Origin of the sequence: Micromonospora tulbaghiae, assembly GCF_900091605.1 — a bacterium.
In the GTDB taxonomy this organism is placed as follows: Bacteria; Actinomycetota; Actinomycetes; order Mycobacteriales; family Micromonosporaceae; genus Micromonospora; species Micromonospora tulbaghiae.
This window is the reverse complement of the sequence record NZ_FMCQ01000010.1, coordinates 231,262-244,008: the sequence shown is the minus strand read 5'-3', so window position 1 is coordinate 244,008 and position 12,747 is coordinate 231,262. Positions and strand designations below refer to the sequence as shown.

Annotated in this window: 13 protein-coding genes; 6 read left to right on the top strand and 7 right to left on the bottom strand. The window is 70.6% G+C overall.

Annotation, left to right across the window (positions count from 1 at the left end; all coding sequences use genetic code 11):
• The gene (locus GA0070562_RS26425) at positions 1-510 is read left to right on the top strand and encodes a pyridoxamine 5'-phosphate oxidase family protein (protein ID WP_091427041.1); all 510 of its coding nucleotides are present in this window, start codon (positions 1-3) and stop codon (positions 508-510) included.
• A 34-nt stretch (positions 511-544) separates the two neighbouring features.
• Here GA0070562_RS26425 and GA0070562_RS26420 read toward each other — a convergent pair whose 3' ends face one another.
• The gene (locus tag GA0070562_RS26420) at positions 545-1,165 is read right to left on the bottom strand and encodes a class I SAM-dependent methyltransferase (protein WP_091427040.1); all 621 of its coding nucleotides are present in this window, start codon (positions 1,163-1,165) and stop codon (positions 545-547) included.
• Positions 1,166-1,238: 73 nt separating this feature from the next.
• A complete protein-coding gene (locus GA0070562_RS26415; protein WP_091427039.1) occupies positions 1,239-2,183 on the bottom strand; it encodes a sugar phosphate isomerase/epimerase family protein in 945 nt (314 codons plus the stop codon).
• A 147-nt stretch (positions 2,184-2,330) separates the two neighbouring features.
• Here GA0070562_RS26415 and GA0070562_RS26410 point away from each other — a divergent pair, with 147 nt between their 5' ends.
• A complete protein-coding gene (locus tag GA0070562_RS26410) occupies positions 2,331-2,744 on the top strand; it encodes an NUDIX hydrolase (RefSeq protein ID WP_091427038.1) in 414 nt (137 codons plus the stop codon).
• On the opposite strand, the gene GA0070562_RS26405 is transcribed toward GA0070562_RS26410, so the two are convergent.
• Together GA0070562_RS26405 and GA0070562_RS26400 are read right to left on the bottom strand one after the other, a co-directional pair.
• Positions 2,741-3,631 (bottom strand): arginase family protein, encoded by an 891-nt coding sequence (locus GA0070562_RS26405; protein ID WP_091427037.1) that lies wholly within the window; start codon positions 3,629-3,631, stop codon positions 2,741-2,743. The genes GA0070562_RS26410 and GA0070562_RS26405 overlap by 4 nt on opposite strands.
• A gap of 38 nt (positions 3,632-3,669) precedes the next feature.
• A complete protein-coding gene (locus tag GA0070562_RS26400) occupies positions 3,670-4,401 on the bottom strand; it encodes a class I SAM-dependent methyltransferase (RefSeq protein ID WP_091427036.1) in 732 nt (243 codons plus the stop codon).
• A gap of 80 nt (positions 4,402-4,481) precedes the next feature.
• Between GA0070562_RS26400 and GA0070562_RS26395 the strand changes: the two genes are divergently transcribed.
• Entirely contained in the window at positions 4,482-4,949 is a 468-nt protein-coding gene (locus tag GA0070562_RS26395; protein ID WP_091427035.1) for a hypothetical protein, read from the top strand.
• An 18-nt stretch (positions 4,950-4,967) separates the two neighbouring features.
• On the opposite strand, the gene GA0070562_RS26390 is transcribed toward GA0070562_RS26395, so the two are convergent.
• The 3 genes from GA0070562_RS26390 to GA0070562_RS26380 all read right to left on the bottom strand — a co-directional run bounded on the left by GA0070562_RS26390 (position 4,968) and on the right by GA0070562_RS26380 (position 7,301).
• The gene (locus GA0070562_RS26390; protein WP_091427034.1) at positions 4,968-5,786 is read right to left on the bottom strand and encodes a ribonuclease HI; all 819 of its coding nucleotides are present in this window, start codon (positions 5,784-5,786) and stop codon (positions 4,968-4,970) included.
• A 33-nt stretch (positions 5,787-5,819) separates the two neighbouring features.
• The gene (locus GA0070562_RS26385; protein WP_091427033.1) at positions 5,820-6,665 is read right to left on the bottom strand and encodes a hypothetical protein; all 846 of its coding nucleotides are present in this window, start codon (positions 6,663-6,665) and stop codon (positions 5,820-5,822) included.
• Positions 6,666-6,728: 63 nt separating this feature from the next.
• Positions 6,729-7,301 carry a DUF4352 domain-containing protein gene (locus tag GA0070562_RS26380; protein WP_091427032.1) on the bottom strand — a complete coding sequence of 191 codons (573 nt, stop codon included), beginning with the start codon at positions 7,299-7,301 and terminating at the stop codon, positions 6,729-6,731.
• 99 nt (positions 7,302-7,400) lie between these two features.
• Between GA0070562_RS26380 and GA0070562_RS26375 the strand changes: the two genes are divergently transcribed.
• From GA0070562_RS26375 to GA0070562_RS26365, 3 genes are all read left to right on the top strand, one after another.
• Entirely contained in the window at positions 7,401-9,302 is a 1,902-nt protein-coding gene (locus GA0070562_RS26375; RefSeq protein ID WP_175438880.1) for an N-6 DNA methylase, read from the top strand.
• Positions 9,303-9,461: 159 nt separating this feature from the next.
• The gene (locus tag GA0070562_RS26370; RefSeq protein ID WP_217493444.1) at positions 9,462-11,486 is read left to right on the top strand and encodes a type I restriction-modification system subunit M; all 2,025 of its coding nucleotides are present in this window, start codon (positions 9,462-9,464) and stop codon (positions 11,484-11,486) included.
• Positions 11,487-12,066: 580 nt separating this feature from the next.
• Positions 12,067-12,747, top strand: a complete 681-nt coding sequence (locus GA0070562_RS26365) for a restriction endonuclease subunit S (RefSeq protein ID WP_175438879.1) — start codon at positions 12,067-12,069, stop codon at positions 12,745-12,747.

The window sequence follows — 12,747 nt, the reverse complement described above, 5'->3', positions numbered from 1 at the left end:
GTGCCGCTGACGAACCCCTGGCTGACCGGGCCGACGCCGACGCGGAAGCTGGACCGGGACCGCCTCGCCGAACGCATCCTCAACCTGCTGTCGTCGCAGAACATGTGTGTGCTCGCCACCGCCGGACCGGACGGGCCGCTGGCCACGCCGGTGCGCTACTACCCGCTCGACTTCACGCTGATGTTCACCGCCGCGCCGCGCTCGCCGAAGATGCGCAACATCGCCGCCGACCCGCGCGTGTCGGTCGGCGTCTTCGCGCCGCTGGTCGGCCTGGCCAGCAGCCGCGGCGCGCAGGTGTTCGGCACCGCCCGGGTGCTCGGCCCGGAGCACCCCGACCGGGCCCGCCACTGGGCCGCGTTCCGCTGGGAGAACGAGCACGCCGAGCGGGGCCGGTCGCTGTCCGAGCCACCCGAGGACCCGCTCGTCGTGATCGAGGCCGACCGGATCGTCTACACCGAACACTGGCTGCGCCGCGAGGGCTACGCCCCGCGCCAGCACTGGCGTCGCTGACGCCGCTCGCCTTGTTCGTGCTGCGGCTGGAACGCTACGGGCCGTCGGGGGAGCGGGTGGCGCGCAGCAGGTTGCCGGCCAGGCGCAGGTCCGCGCCGCCGACCCGGGCGAGCACGTCGATCGGCTCGACAGTGACGTGCGTCCAGAGCGGGTCGGGGAAGGCCGCGCCCAGCGTGTCCGCGTCCAGGCCCCAGCCCTGGCCCGCCTCCGGCGACACCGCCAGGACGAACACCGCACCGCCGGGCGCGGTCAGCCGTGGCAGCAGAGCCAGGTAGTCGCCTACGGCGGCGCCCCGCCGGTCCAGCGAGTGCAGCAGCCCGGAGTCGAACACCGAGTCGTACGGCACCGGCGGCACCGGGATCGCCGTCGCGTCGCACACCTCGAAGCGCGCCGGCAGGCCCGCCGCAGCGGCCTTGGCCCGGGCCTGGTCGATCGCCACCGGCGAGATGTCGACGCCCGTCACGTCGTGGCCGCGGCGGGCCAGCGCGAGCGCCAGCTCACCGGTGCCGCAGCCGACGTCGAGCACGCGCGGGCCGCGTACCCCGGTGTCGAGGACCTCGGCGAGCGCCGGCTGCGGCCCGCCGATCTCCCACGGCGGCCGGTCGGCGTCGCGGTAGAGGCGGTCGTAGTGGACGTCGTCCGGCTCGTCGGTCATCGCGTACCCCCTCGGTCGGCGCGGCCACCCCCGAACGTGTCACGTCCGGCGGCGGTCAGTGCCCCGCCGGAGGTCAGAACCGCAGGCGGCGCAGGTAGCGGTAGCCGACGGCGGCGGTCTGCTGCGGCGTCACATCCGGGGTGTCGTTCTCCACGATGTACTCCATCACCTGGTGCCCCCGGAAGATCCGCGCGAAGTCGATCATCCCGGTGCCCAGGTCGGCCATGTCGCCGGTGGCCGGGTCGCGGTCCTTGACGTGGTACTGCAACACCCGCTGCGGTGCCGAGCGGATCACGTCGAGCGTGAAGCCCTCCGGGTCGTCGACACCCTCGCCGGAGTTGATGCCGCCGGTGACCGCCCAGTAGATGTCGATCTCCAGGTGCACCAGGCGCGGGTCGAGTTCCTCGGTCAGCACGTCCCACGGTCGCCGGCCGTTGCCGAAGTCGATGGTGAACTCGTGCGCGTGGTTGTGGTAGCCGTACCGCAGGCCCGCCTTGCGCGCGGCGGCGGCCTCGACGTTCATCTGCTCCGCCCAGCGCTTCCAGTCGTCCTCGCGGTCGGAGTTCAGGTACGGCACCACCATGAACCGCTGGCCCAGCGTACGGGCGTTCGCGATCTTCTCCTCCAAGGCGGCGGCGTCGGCGGCGATGCCGTCGTGGCTGGAACTGGCCTTGATCCCGATGCGGTCCAGGAACCGGCGCAGCTCCCGCGCGGTACGGCCGAAGTAGCCGAGCGCCAGCTCGACCCGCGGGTAGCCGATCCGGGCCAGGTGCGCCAGCGTCGCGTCGTAGCCGGGAGAGCCGTTCAGCGCGTCGCGGACGGTCCAGAGCTGGAGGCTGATCAGCTCCTTCGGCACCGGGCGCCGGCCGTGGTGGTGACCGCCGCCGGCCTGGGCGGCCGTCCCGCCGAGCCCGGTGGCGAGCCCGATCCCGGCCAGCGCGGCCAGGGAGCCGCGCAGCAGGTCGCGCCGGTCCAGCGACTGCCGCAGCGCGGCCTGTCCGTCGAATCCGTAGCACATGAGCGCACTCCTTCGTCGGCTGCGACCGACGCTACAAAAGACATGTCGATGTGTCTATGGCTTTCGGTGCTCTGAGTCGGACTTTCGATCGGCGCGGCGGAAAGTCGAGGACTGCGCGTTGCCGGTGCCGCGTGGCAGGCTCGGGACGTGGCCGCATACGACGTCGCTCTCGTCCTGCTCGTCGACCCGACCGGCGCGATCCTCATGCAGCACCGCGACGGCAACGCGCCCGTTTCGCCGTACCAGTGGAGCCTGCCCGGCGGCAGCATCGAGCCCGGCGAGACACCGGAGCAGGCCGCCCGCCGCGAGCTGCGCGAGGAGACCGGACTGACCGCCGGTGCGCTGCACCTGCTGTGGAGCGGCCCCCGCCCGCACGAGGAGGGCTTCGCCCACGCCGTCACCGTGTACGTCTTTCGTGGCACCACCGACGCCCGGCAGGAGGACGTGGTGCTGGGCGAAGGGCAGGCCATGGTCTTCGTGCCACGCGACCAGGTGCTCGACCGCGAGCTGGCGGTGAGCGCGGCCAAGGTGCTGCCGCTGCACCTCGCGGAAACCGCCTAGCGCCCGGTCAACGCCCCGGCCAGCACGCCGGCGAACCGGGGGAGCAGCTCGTCGTCGGGCAGATGATCCGGGTTGATCTCGGTGACCGACAGCCCGGCGAACCTCGGGCTCGCCACCAGCTCCGCCAGCGTCGCCGCCGCCTCGCCGAGGCTGAGCCCGAACGGCTCCGGCACGTCCGCCAGCGGCGCGTCCACGAAACTGAGCACGTCCACGTCGAAGTGCGCCACGAACCGGTCGGCCGCGCCCTCGGCCACCGACCGGGCCCGGCGCGCCGCCGCCCGCGCGTCGGCGTGCACCTCGTCCGCCGGCACGTACGCCAGCCCCAGCTCCGCCACCAGCTCCCGCTCGTGGTCACCCCGGGGCAGCGAGTCCCCGTACACCACCACGCGCTCCGGCGACAGCAGCGGCACCGCCGGCCCGACACCCGCCACCTCGGGCAGCGTCCCCGGCAACCCGAGCATGTGCGCCAGCCCCATGGCGTCCAGGTTGCCGTTCGCGCGGGTCTCCGGCGTGTAGAGGTCGGGGCCGCCGTCCACGTACACCAGCGCGGGCGACAGCCCGGCCCGCGCGCAACCGGCGACCAGGCCGACGGTCACCGTGCAGTCGCCGCCGAGCACCAGCGGCGCCCGCCCCCGGCCCAGCGCCGCCGCGACCCGGTCGGCCACCGCCGAGGCGACGGCGGCCACCGCGCCCGCGTTCTGACCCCTGGGGTACGCCGGATCCGGTCGCCACCGGAAGCCCGGCACGTCACCGGCGTCCTCGACGTCGGCGCCCAGCAGGCCGAGCAGGCCGGCGGCGCGCAGGGCAGCGGGTGCCCGCTCGATGCCCGGGGTGTGGGCACCGGCGCTCGACGGCGCCCCGACGACCGTCCACTGACGATGATCCATCGCCCCACCCTAACCTCGGGTGGGGCCCGACACCGGGATCAGCGCAGCACCAGCAGGTCCAGTGCGTCGATCACCGGGCCGCTGTGCACATGCGCTGCCTCGCGCAGCCGCTGGACGCCGGCGGCGTACTCCGCGTCGGTGATGAGCTGAAGCGGCGTGTGCGCCTCCCGTCGCAGGCCGGCCGCCGCCTCCCGCAGCGAGGATGCGGTGACCTGCGGAACCTGCTCGACCGCCGCGGTGGCGAAGCCGGCGGCCGCGAAGGCGGCCTCGACGTCGGCGATGCCCGGGTACGTGTCCAGCACGCGGATCGCCTCGGGGAAGTAGTCGAACAGCGTGATCGCCTCGTGCCGTCCGGCGAACGCGGACCGGATGAGCACCGGTGCGCCGGGACGCAGCACCCGGCGCAGCTCGCGCGCCGCGGCGGCCAGGTCGGGTACATGGTGGATGACTGTGGACAGCCAGGCGCCGTCGACGCTCCCGTCGGCCAGGGGGATGTGCCCGGCGTCGCCGGCCACGAGCGGCGCGAACGCGCACCGGACGCGCATCGCCGCCGACGGCTCGACCGCGACCACCTCGACGCCGGGGAACCAGTCGGTGAAGGTGCGGGCCCAGCTGCCCGTGCCGGCGCCCAGGTCGAGCAGTCGCATCCCGGGGCGCGGGGCGAGGTGCCGGGCGACGGCGGCCCGCCAGGCCGTGAGACCGTCGTCGGTGAGGTGCCGGGTAGCGGCGAACGCCTCGGCGTCGGCGTCGTGGTACGCGATGCGGGCCATACGCCACAGCCAACTCCCCGGCGGGCTGCCGGGGCAAGCACTGTGACGCGTTACCTGTGAACCTTGGAGAGGGGCAGAGGGTGCGGTATCGGATCCACTTCGACGCCGAGCTACCGGCGGATGCCCTGCGCGCGTTCCTGCTGACGGAGTACGGCGTCGCGCCGGAGACGGTGTACGTCGGGCGGATCGAGGACCGGGCCGTGGACGATCCGCGCCCGGTGGCGATGCTCACGCCGCCCGACGAGGACGAGGGCTTCGGGTGGATCCTCACCGGTGACACCGAGCTGGCCGACGCCACCGGTCTGCGTGAACACGACCTCGCGGTCACCCTCGCCCGCGCGTTCGGCGTACGGGCGCTCATCGACGACGGCGGCATCCACCCCGACCGGTGGGTGCTGGTGAGCGCCGACGGCAGCAGCGGCCGGGTGCTGACCGACTCCGACGCCGCCGCCGACGGGGACCTGCGGATCGTGCACGCGCTCGAACCGATCAGCGGGGAGCCGCAGCTCGCCGTCGTACCGCCGCCGGACTGGGCCCGCGACTGGTGACCCGGCCGGGGCGAGAGATCAGTGGACGAGGCTTGCGTGCCAGTCCCGTAGGAACGCCTCGGCCAGTTCGCGCGCCCGAGGACGGACGTCGAAGCTCTCCTCGACCCGGCGCCGGGCCATGTGTGACAGACCGTCGGCAGCCTCGTTGAGCGCGTGCCCGCTGTGCGCCTTGACGTGCCGGAAGGACAGATCTGGGCGACGGTTCACCTGGTCGGCGAGGCGCACCAGCGTCGGCCGGTCGGCCCAGCGGCGCCGGCGCAGGCTGTACCCGGCCGGCATGTCCGCCACCCCGCCGGACTGCCAGCGGTGCAGCCAGCGCAACGCGGAGAGGCTGTCCACCAGCACCGTCATCGCCGGTGGCGGATCCTTGTAGGCGGTGAGCAGGAAGTCCACCGCCCGCAACTCGTTGATCAGGACACGGGACGCGCCGGTCGGGTCCAGGCGGCCCGTGCCCCGGCTGCGCAGGCCGTACCGGCCGTCGCTCACCACGTACCCGATGCCGCCGGCACGGCCCTTCCAGCTCGCGTCGGTCGCGGCGACGACCGGTGCGGACGCCGTCGCCCACCGCTGGACCTGCCCACGTCCCCGTTCCGGCTCGGGCCGTGGCCGGCAGTCGGTGCCGTGCTCCTCGGCCAGCCGGGTGGCGTTGTCCAGGAGCTGCCCGGCCGAGGCGAGCTGGTCGTAGTGCGCCGCGGTCAAGGCGAGGGTGATCGCGTCGCCGATGCGCTGGCACTGCGGGCAGGCGGTACGGAAGACGTAGCGGCGCAGCGGCAGCGCGCGGCCGTACAGGGGTGCGGGGAGCAGGCTCAGGGCGTGGCGGAACTCGTCGGGTCGCATGGTGCCTCCTGACGGGCGGGGGAGGGCGGACGGTCAGGCCGGTGCGACGGTCCAGTTGCCGTCGGCGGTGATCTGCACGAGCGCGGGCGTGGTGAGCGGTCGCACCCCGGAGTAGGCGCCGATCTCGTTGACGAGCAGGCCGCCCTCGCCGTCGTCCAGCGAGTACGCGTGGACGACGAAGTTGGACGAGCCTCGCCGGTGGGTGATCCGCACGGCGGTGGTGTCGCCGCCGAGCAGCAGCACGTCGTCACCCTTGCCGGATGCCTTTCCGGTCTCCGACGTGGTGGCCAGCTGCGCGACGGTGCCGATGGTCAGCGTCCACGAGCCGCTGGCCTCGATCTCGAACTGCGTGGTCAGCGAGCCGTCCTCCAGGTTGATCCACCGCTTGCCGGTGTAGGAGCCGATCTCGTTGACGAGCAACCCGTCCCCGTCGCTGGTGAGGACGGTGTTGCTGCTGCACCGGCAGGTGAACTTGACGACCGCGAGGTCGGTCAGGTCGGGGATGCGTACCACGTCGTCGCCGCGTCCCTTGACGACCTTCGGCTTCGGGGTGGGCGACGGCGCGGGCGCCTCGGTGGTGGCCGGCGCGGCTGGGGTGGGTGCGGCGGTGGTCGGGGCCGCCGTGGTCGGCGCGGCGGACGGGGACGCCGAGGTGGGGGCGGTGCTGCGCTGAGCCGCCGTGACCGCGGTGACCGGCTGCGGCTCGTCGTCCTCGGTGAGCGCGCCGGCCAGGACGACGCCGCTGATCGCGAGCGCGAGCACGACGCCGCCGGCGACGAGGGGACGCGCGCCTGCGGGGCGGTTCGCTGCGGCGGGCGGGTTCGGCATCGTCGCGTGGCCGGTCGGCTCGAGCGGCGCGGGCTGGGTCGGGTCGGACATTGCGGTTCCTCTCGGTTGGGGGTGCGGGACGGGGGGTGGGACCCGTCCCGCCGCGGTGTCCGGTCAGCTCAGCGAGACGGTCACGCCGCCGGAGAACGGCGAGTCGTGCAGCTCCAGGCGGGCGAGCTTGACGTCCTTCGGGATGTCGAAGGCGACCACGCCGGTGACCTGGTTGCCGGGGTTGATGTCGTTGAGGAACGTCTCGGCGTTCTTGTTGGCGTAGATGGCGGCCGAACCGTCGGCGGAGTACTCGGTGCCGTTGGCGGCGTACGCCTTCTGGCTGCTGCCGTCGAACATCTGCGACTCCTTGCCGATGTTCTTCACGTTGACGGTGACCAGGCAGAACTGGCCCTGCGCCTTGGCGCCGAACGTCGACGTGCCGACCTTGCTGACGCCGCACTTGGCGGACTTGACGGTGAACTCGAACTTGCCGTCGCGGGCCGGCTGGCCGATCTTCGCGGTCTTCGGCTTGTCGTCGCTCTTGCCGGCGTCCGCCTTGCCGCTGTCGGTGTCACTGGCGGCCGCCTCGGCGCCGGACTCCGTCCTGCTGCTGGTGGCGTCGTCGGTGGTGCCGGCACCGCAGCCCAGGGCGACAAGGGCGCCGGCGATCAGGGCGAGCGTGGTGGTCTTGCGCATCGTTTTCCTCCTGCTGTGAACGTGGCGGCGTCAATAAGAGCATCATCCGTGAACACTGTCAACATGCATGATGCTTGACAGATGTGACACACTCCGAACGTGCAGGAGACACCGACAATCACCGCAGCGGACATCGCCCGGCTCGCCGGTGTCGGCCGGGCCGCCGTCAGCAACTGGCGCAAACGGCACGGGGACTTTCCCGAGCCGGTCGGCGGCAGCGCCACCAGCCCCGAGTTCGACCTCGCCCAGGTCGAGCGCTGGCTGCACGCCCAGGGCAAACTCCCGGAACTCGCCACCGCCGACCGGCTCTGGCGCCACCTCGCCTCGGCCGGCACCTCACCGGCCGCCGGGCTCGCCGCCGTCGGCGCCCGGTTGCTGGCCCGGCAACGCGGCCAACGACCCACCCGCCCGGCGGACCCGCAGCTCAAGGTGCTGGCGCCGGACATCGACGCGTTCGCCGACGAACTCGGCCCGCAGGGCGCCTTCGACGCGCTCTGGCAACGCTTCTCCGCACCCGGACCGGCTCGCCCGCACGCCACCCCCGACGACATCGCCGACCTGATGGCCGGGCTCGCCGCCGTAGCGGGAGGCTCCGTCCTCGACCCCGCCGCCGGCACCGGCGCCACACTGCGCGCCGCCGTCCGCGCCGGCTGCACCTCCGCGTACGGGCAGGAACTCGACCCCGACCTCGCCCGGCTGGCTGGACTGTGGCTGGCCCTGCGCGACGTACCAGGCGAGGTGACCACCGGCGACTCGCTGCGCGCCGACGACTACTCCGGACGCACGTTCGATGCGGTCGTCTGCCACCCGCCCTTCGGCGCAAGCAACTGGGGCGACGAGGAACTCGTCCACGACCCCCGCTGGATCGTCGGCACCACCCCACGTACCGAACCGGAACTCGCCTGGGTCCAGCACGCGCTGGCCCACCTGCGCCCCGGCGGCCACGCCGTACTCTTGATGCCGCCCGCCGTGGCCGGCCGCCGCCCCGGCCGCCGTATCCGCGCCGAACTGCTGCGCCGCGGCGTGCTACGCGCCGTCATCGCGTTGCCGGCGGGGGCGGCCGCGCCGCACGGCGTACCCCTGCACCTGTGGGTGCTGTGCCGCCCACCGGCCGACGCGCCGCCACCGGCGCGGACGCTGCTCGTGGACGCCGCCACCGGCGACCACACCCGGATCCTCGACACCTGGCGGTTCTTCGCCAACGACGGCGACATCGACGAGCCCGGCTACGCCCGCGCCGTCCCGGTCATCGAACTGCTCGACGAGGAGATCGATCTCACCCCCGCGCGTCGCCAGCCCGCCGTCGCGGGCGAGGCGACAGGCGCACATCTGGTACGCACACGCGAGCGCCTCGCCGCCGTCGTCGCCGACCTTCCCACGCTGATGCCGCAGGTCGCGCCCGCAGCCGACGAGGCCCGGGGGGAGTTCCTCACGGTCGGCGAACTGGTCCGGGCCGGCGCGTTGCAGCTTCTCGGGCCGATCCGGGGTGCTTCCGGCGACGACGGTGAGCCGGCCGGTGACGGGAGGCCGGTGCTGACCGTGCCGGACGTGCTCGGCGGCGGCGAACCCTCGGGTCGCGACGACGGGCGGCTCGGGCAGGAGATCGCCCTGGCCACCGGGGACGTGGTCGTGCCGATGATCGCGCGGCAGCTCACCGCGCGGGTGGTGACGGCGGAGGGTGCGATGTTGGGGCGCAACCTGTATCTGCTGCGGCCGAATCCCGCCGCCTTGGATTCGTGGTTCCTCGCCGGGCAGTTGCGGACGTCGACGAACGAGCGGCAGGCGTCGAGCTTGTCGGGGACGCTGCGGTTCGACGTGCGGCGGGCGCAGGTGCGGCGGGTGTCGCGGGAGGAGCAGGAGCGGTACGGGGAGGCGTTCCGCCGGCTGCACGCGTTCGAGTCGGCGCTGCGGCAGGCGGCGACGCTCGGGGCGGAACTGGTGCAGCTCACCGCCGACGGGCTGGCGCGCGGGGCGGTATGCCCGACGGAGGGGCAAGCATGATTCCCCGCGGAAATTCCTTCCGTCAGATATCCGACGCCCGAGCGGCGCTCACGTGACAGATGCGGAAGCCTGCGGGCCGGTGGCCCGCCGTGCATCCTCCGCCTGAGACGACACGCTGACGCTCGGTTGATCGTTTCGGCCGAGTGGGCGACTACAACGATGCAGGACTGCAGTGATACTGCTTGTCTTAAGGCAATCGAAAGGAAACTGGTGAGCACCAAGCACCAAGAGTTGGCCAACTTCATCTGGTCCGTGGCCGACCTGCTCCGCGGCGACTACAAGCAGTCCGAGTACGGACGAGTGATCCTGCCGTTGACAGTGTTGCGACGGCTGGACTGCGTGCTGGAGCCGACGAAGGACGCGGTGCTCGCCCGGCACCAGCAGCTCAAGGACGCCGGCGTGCAGAACATGGACCCGGTGCTGCGGAGGGTAGCCGGGCTGCCGTTCTACAACACCAGCAAGCTGTCCTTCAAGACGTCGTTCGGCGACCAGGACCATGCGGCGCTCAACCTGCGTGCCTATATCGGCGGGTTTTCGCCAGGTGCGGTCGACGTGTTAGACAAGTACGGCTTCGATACCCAGATCAGCCGCCTCGCCGAAGCCGGGTTGCTCTACCAGGTGCTCACGAAGTTTGCAGAAGTGGATCTGCACCCGGACGTGGTGTCCAACCACCAGATGGGCTATGTCTTCGAGGACTTGATCCGTCGCTTTTCGGAAATCAGCAACGAGACCGCCGGTGAGCACTTCACGCCGCGCGAGGTCATTCGGCTGATGGTCAACCTGCTGCTGGCTCCCGACGAGGACGACCTCGTGACCCCCGGCATCGTCCGGAAGATCTACGACCCGGCCTGCGGCACCGGCGGCATGCTCACGGAGGCGCAGGAGCACATCCAGGCCCACAACCCGCACGCCACCGTCGAGGTGTACGGGCAGGAGCTCAACGGCGAGACGTACGCGATCTGCCGCTCCGACATGATGCTCAAGGGCGGCGACCCGACGAAGATCGCCTTCGGGAACTCGTTCAACCAGGACGGCCACGAGGGCGAGCGGTTCGACTACATGCTCGCCAACCCGCCGTTCGGTGTGGAGTGGAAGAAGGTCGAGAAGTTCGTCAAGGACGAGGCGGCCCGCGGTCACGCCGGCCGATTCGGTGCCGGGCTGCCCCGGATCAACGACGGCTCGCTGCTCTTCCTCCAGCACATGATCTCGAAGATGAAGCGACCCGAGGACGGCGGCAGCCGTCTGGCGATTGTCTTCAACGGTTCGCCGCTGTTCACCGGCGCGGCCGGGTCGGGGGAGTCGGAGATCCGCCGCTGGATCCTGGAGAACGACCTCCTGGAGGGCATCGTCGCTCTGCCCGACCAGCTCTTCTACAACACCGGCATCTCCACCTACTTCTGGATCCTCACCAACCGCAAGGAGCCGGCCCGGGCGCGCAAGGTCGTGCTGCTCGATGGCCGCGACTACTGGACGAAGATGCGCAAGAGCCTCGGCGACAAGCGCAAGATGCTCACCGACGAGCACATCGACGACCTGACCCGGGCGTACGTGAACGCGCTGGCCATCGCGGACGACCCGGAGCACCCGCAGCACGCCAAAGTGAAGGTCTTCAAGACCACCGACTTCGGCTACCAGCGGATCACCGTCGAGCGGCCGCTGCGGCTGCGGTTCGAGGTGACCGAGGAGACGGTGGCGCTGCTCGCGGACGCGAAGGCGGTCCTCAAGTACGCGGAGCGGGAGTCACTCCTGGCGGCGGCAAAGTCCCTGATCGGTACGTCGTCAGCGACGCGGGCCGAGTTTGCGATGGAGCTGAACGGGCTGGGAAAGCTGCCGGCGGCGGTGGAGAAGGCGGTGTGGGAGGCGTTCTCGGTCAGCGACCCGGAGGGCGAGGTGCAGACCGACCGCAAGGGCAACTCGCTGCCGGACCCCGACCTGCGCGACAACGAGAGCGCCCCGCTCGACGAGCACATCGACGGCTACGTGAAGCGCGAGGTGCTTCCGCACGTTCCCGACGCTTGGGTTGACGACACGAAAACCAAGATCGGTTACGAGATTCCGTTCACCCGTCACTTCTACGTCTCCACGGCACCGCGGCCCCTCGCCGAGATTGACTCCGAGATTACGGCGCTAGAGGCGGAGATTCAGACTTTGCTTGGCGAGGTGACGTATGACGCCTCGTGCTAGCTGGCCTCGGCAGCGACTTGGTCGGGTTGCTCGCACCGTTGGCGGATCTGGGTTCCCTCCCGAATATCAGGGCTCATCTGAGGGGGACCTTCCGTTTGCTAAGGTATCCGATATTCGCCGTAAAGGAAACGAGTTCGGCATTACGACTGCCGCCAACTATATTTCACGGACACAGGCCCGTCTGCTTGGAGCGCGCATCGTTCCGGCAGGTTCCGTGGTCTTTCCGAAGGTCGGTGCGGCGCTGCTAGGTAATGCGAGGGCGCTGACTCTTCGGGATTGCCTCATCGATAACAACATGATGGGTGTAGTCCCCCGGGCCGGCGATCCTCGCTACTGGCTCTATTTGCTTTCGGTGATAGATCTCGCGGAGCTATCTCCCAGTGGCCCGCTACCCTATGTGAGTGAATCCTAGATTCGAGACATTCGGGTCTCGCTGCCGCCTCTCGAGGAGCAGCGGCGAATCGCCAAGTTTCTCGATATGCAATGTGCGAAGATCGACCGCATTCTCAAAGTGCGACGCCAGCAGTTGAATCTGCTTGGCGAACGTGAGACTTCGCGGGTCTTCGCTGCCATTAGCGGGATGAACGAGCAGGGTGAGCGGAAGTTCAGCGGGTTGGGATGGCTGGGTGTCGTGCCGAGGGAGTGGGCCATTCTCTCAGTCTCGAGTCAATTCGAGGTTCTTCTCGGTAAGATGCTCAACCAGGAGCGGACGCGGGGCGACCATCTCAGGCCCTATTTGCGCAACATCAATGTTCAGTGGGATCAGATCAACACCGACGACCTCCTAGAGATGGATTTCCCGCCGCACGAACGCAGCCGATATGAGGTGCAGGCCGGTGACTTACTGATCTGTGAGGGTGGTCAGCCTGGACGCAGCGCGATCTGGGATGGCAGAATCGAAGAAATCTATTACCAGAAGGCGCTCCATCGGGCCAGGTCGCGCGGTCGCAGCTCTGTGCGTTGGCTCTTTTATTGCCTTCGCGCCGCGACGGCGCTGGACGTCTTCGCGGTGGAGGGAAACACGACCACCATCGGCCATCTAACCGGGGAGCAGTTGAGAGCACATCGCTTCCCTTTCCCTGACCGTAACGTCCAGGACCGTCTCGTGGGCGAACTGGACGCAGCAGCAGTGGCGGCTCGGCATGCCCAAGTCGCCATCAAGAAGCAGTTCGAGCTTCTGACCGAGAGGCGGCAGGCGCTGATCACTGCTGCAGTGACAGGGAAGATAGATGTGGCGACGGCGGGGGAGGTGGACGTATGA

Coding starts and splice junctions, on each gene's coding strand:
- GA0070562_RS26420 (WP_091427040.1), bottom strand. CDS start 1,165: ATGACCGACGAGCCGGACGACGTCCACTACGACCGCCTCTACCGCGAC.
- GA0070562_RS26415 (WP_091427039.1), bottom strand. CDS start 2,183: ATGTGCTACGGATTCGACGGACAGGCCGCGCTGCGGCAGTCGCTGGAC.
- GA0070562_RS26405 (WP_091427037.1), bottom strand. CDS start 3,631: ATGGATCATCGTCAGTGGACGGTCGTCGGGGCGCCGTCGAGCGCCGGT.
- GA0070562_RS26400 (WP_091427036.1), bottom strand. CDS start 4,401: ATGGCCCGCATCGCGTACCACGACGCCGACGCCGAGGCGTTCGCCGCT.
- GA0070562_RS26390 (WP_091427034.1), bottom strand. CDS start 5,786: ATGCGACCCGACGAGTTCCGCCACGCCCTGAGCCTGCTCCCCGCACCC.
- GA0070562_RS26385 (WP_091427033.1), bottom strand. CDS start 6,665: ATGTCCGACCCGACCCAGCCCGCGCCGCTCGAGCCGACCGGCCACGCG.
- GA0070562_RS26380 (WP_091427032.1), bottom strand. CDS start 7,301: ATGCGCAAGACCACCACGCTCGCCCTGATCGCCGGCGCCCTTGTCGCC.
- GA0070562_RS26370 (WP_217493444.1), top strand. CDS start 9,462: ATGCAGGACTGCAGTGATACTGCTTGTCTTAAGGCAATCGAAAGGAAA.
- GA0070562_RS26365 (WP_175438879.1), top strand. CDS start 12,067: ATGAACGAGCAGGGTGAGCGGAAGTTCAGCGGGTTGGGATGGCTGGGT.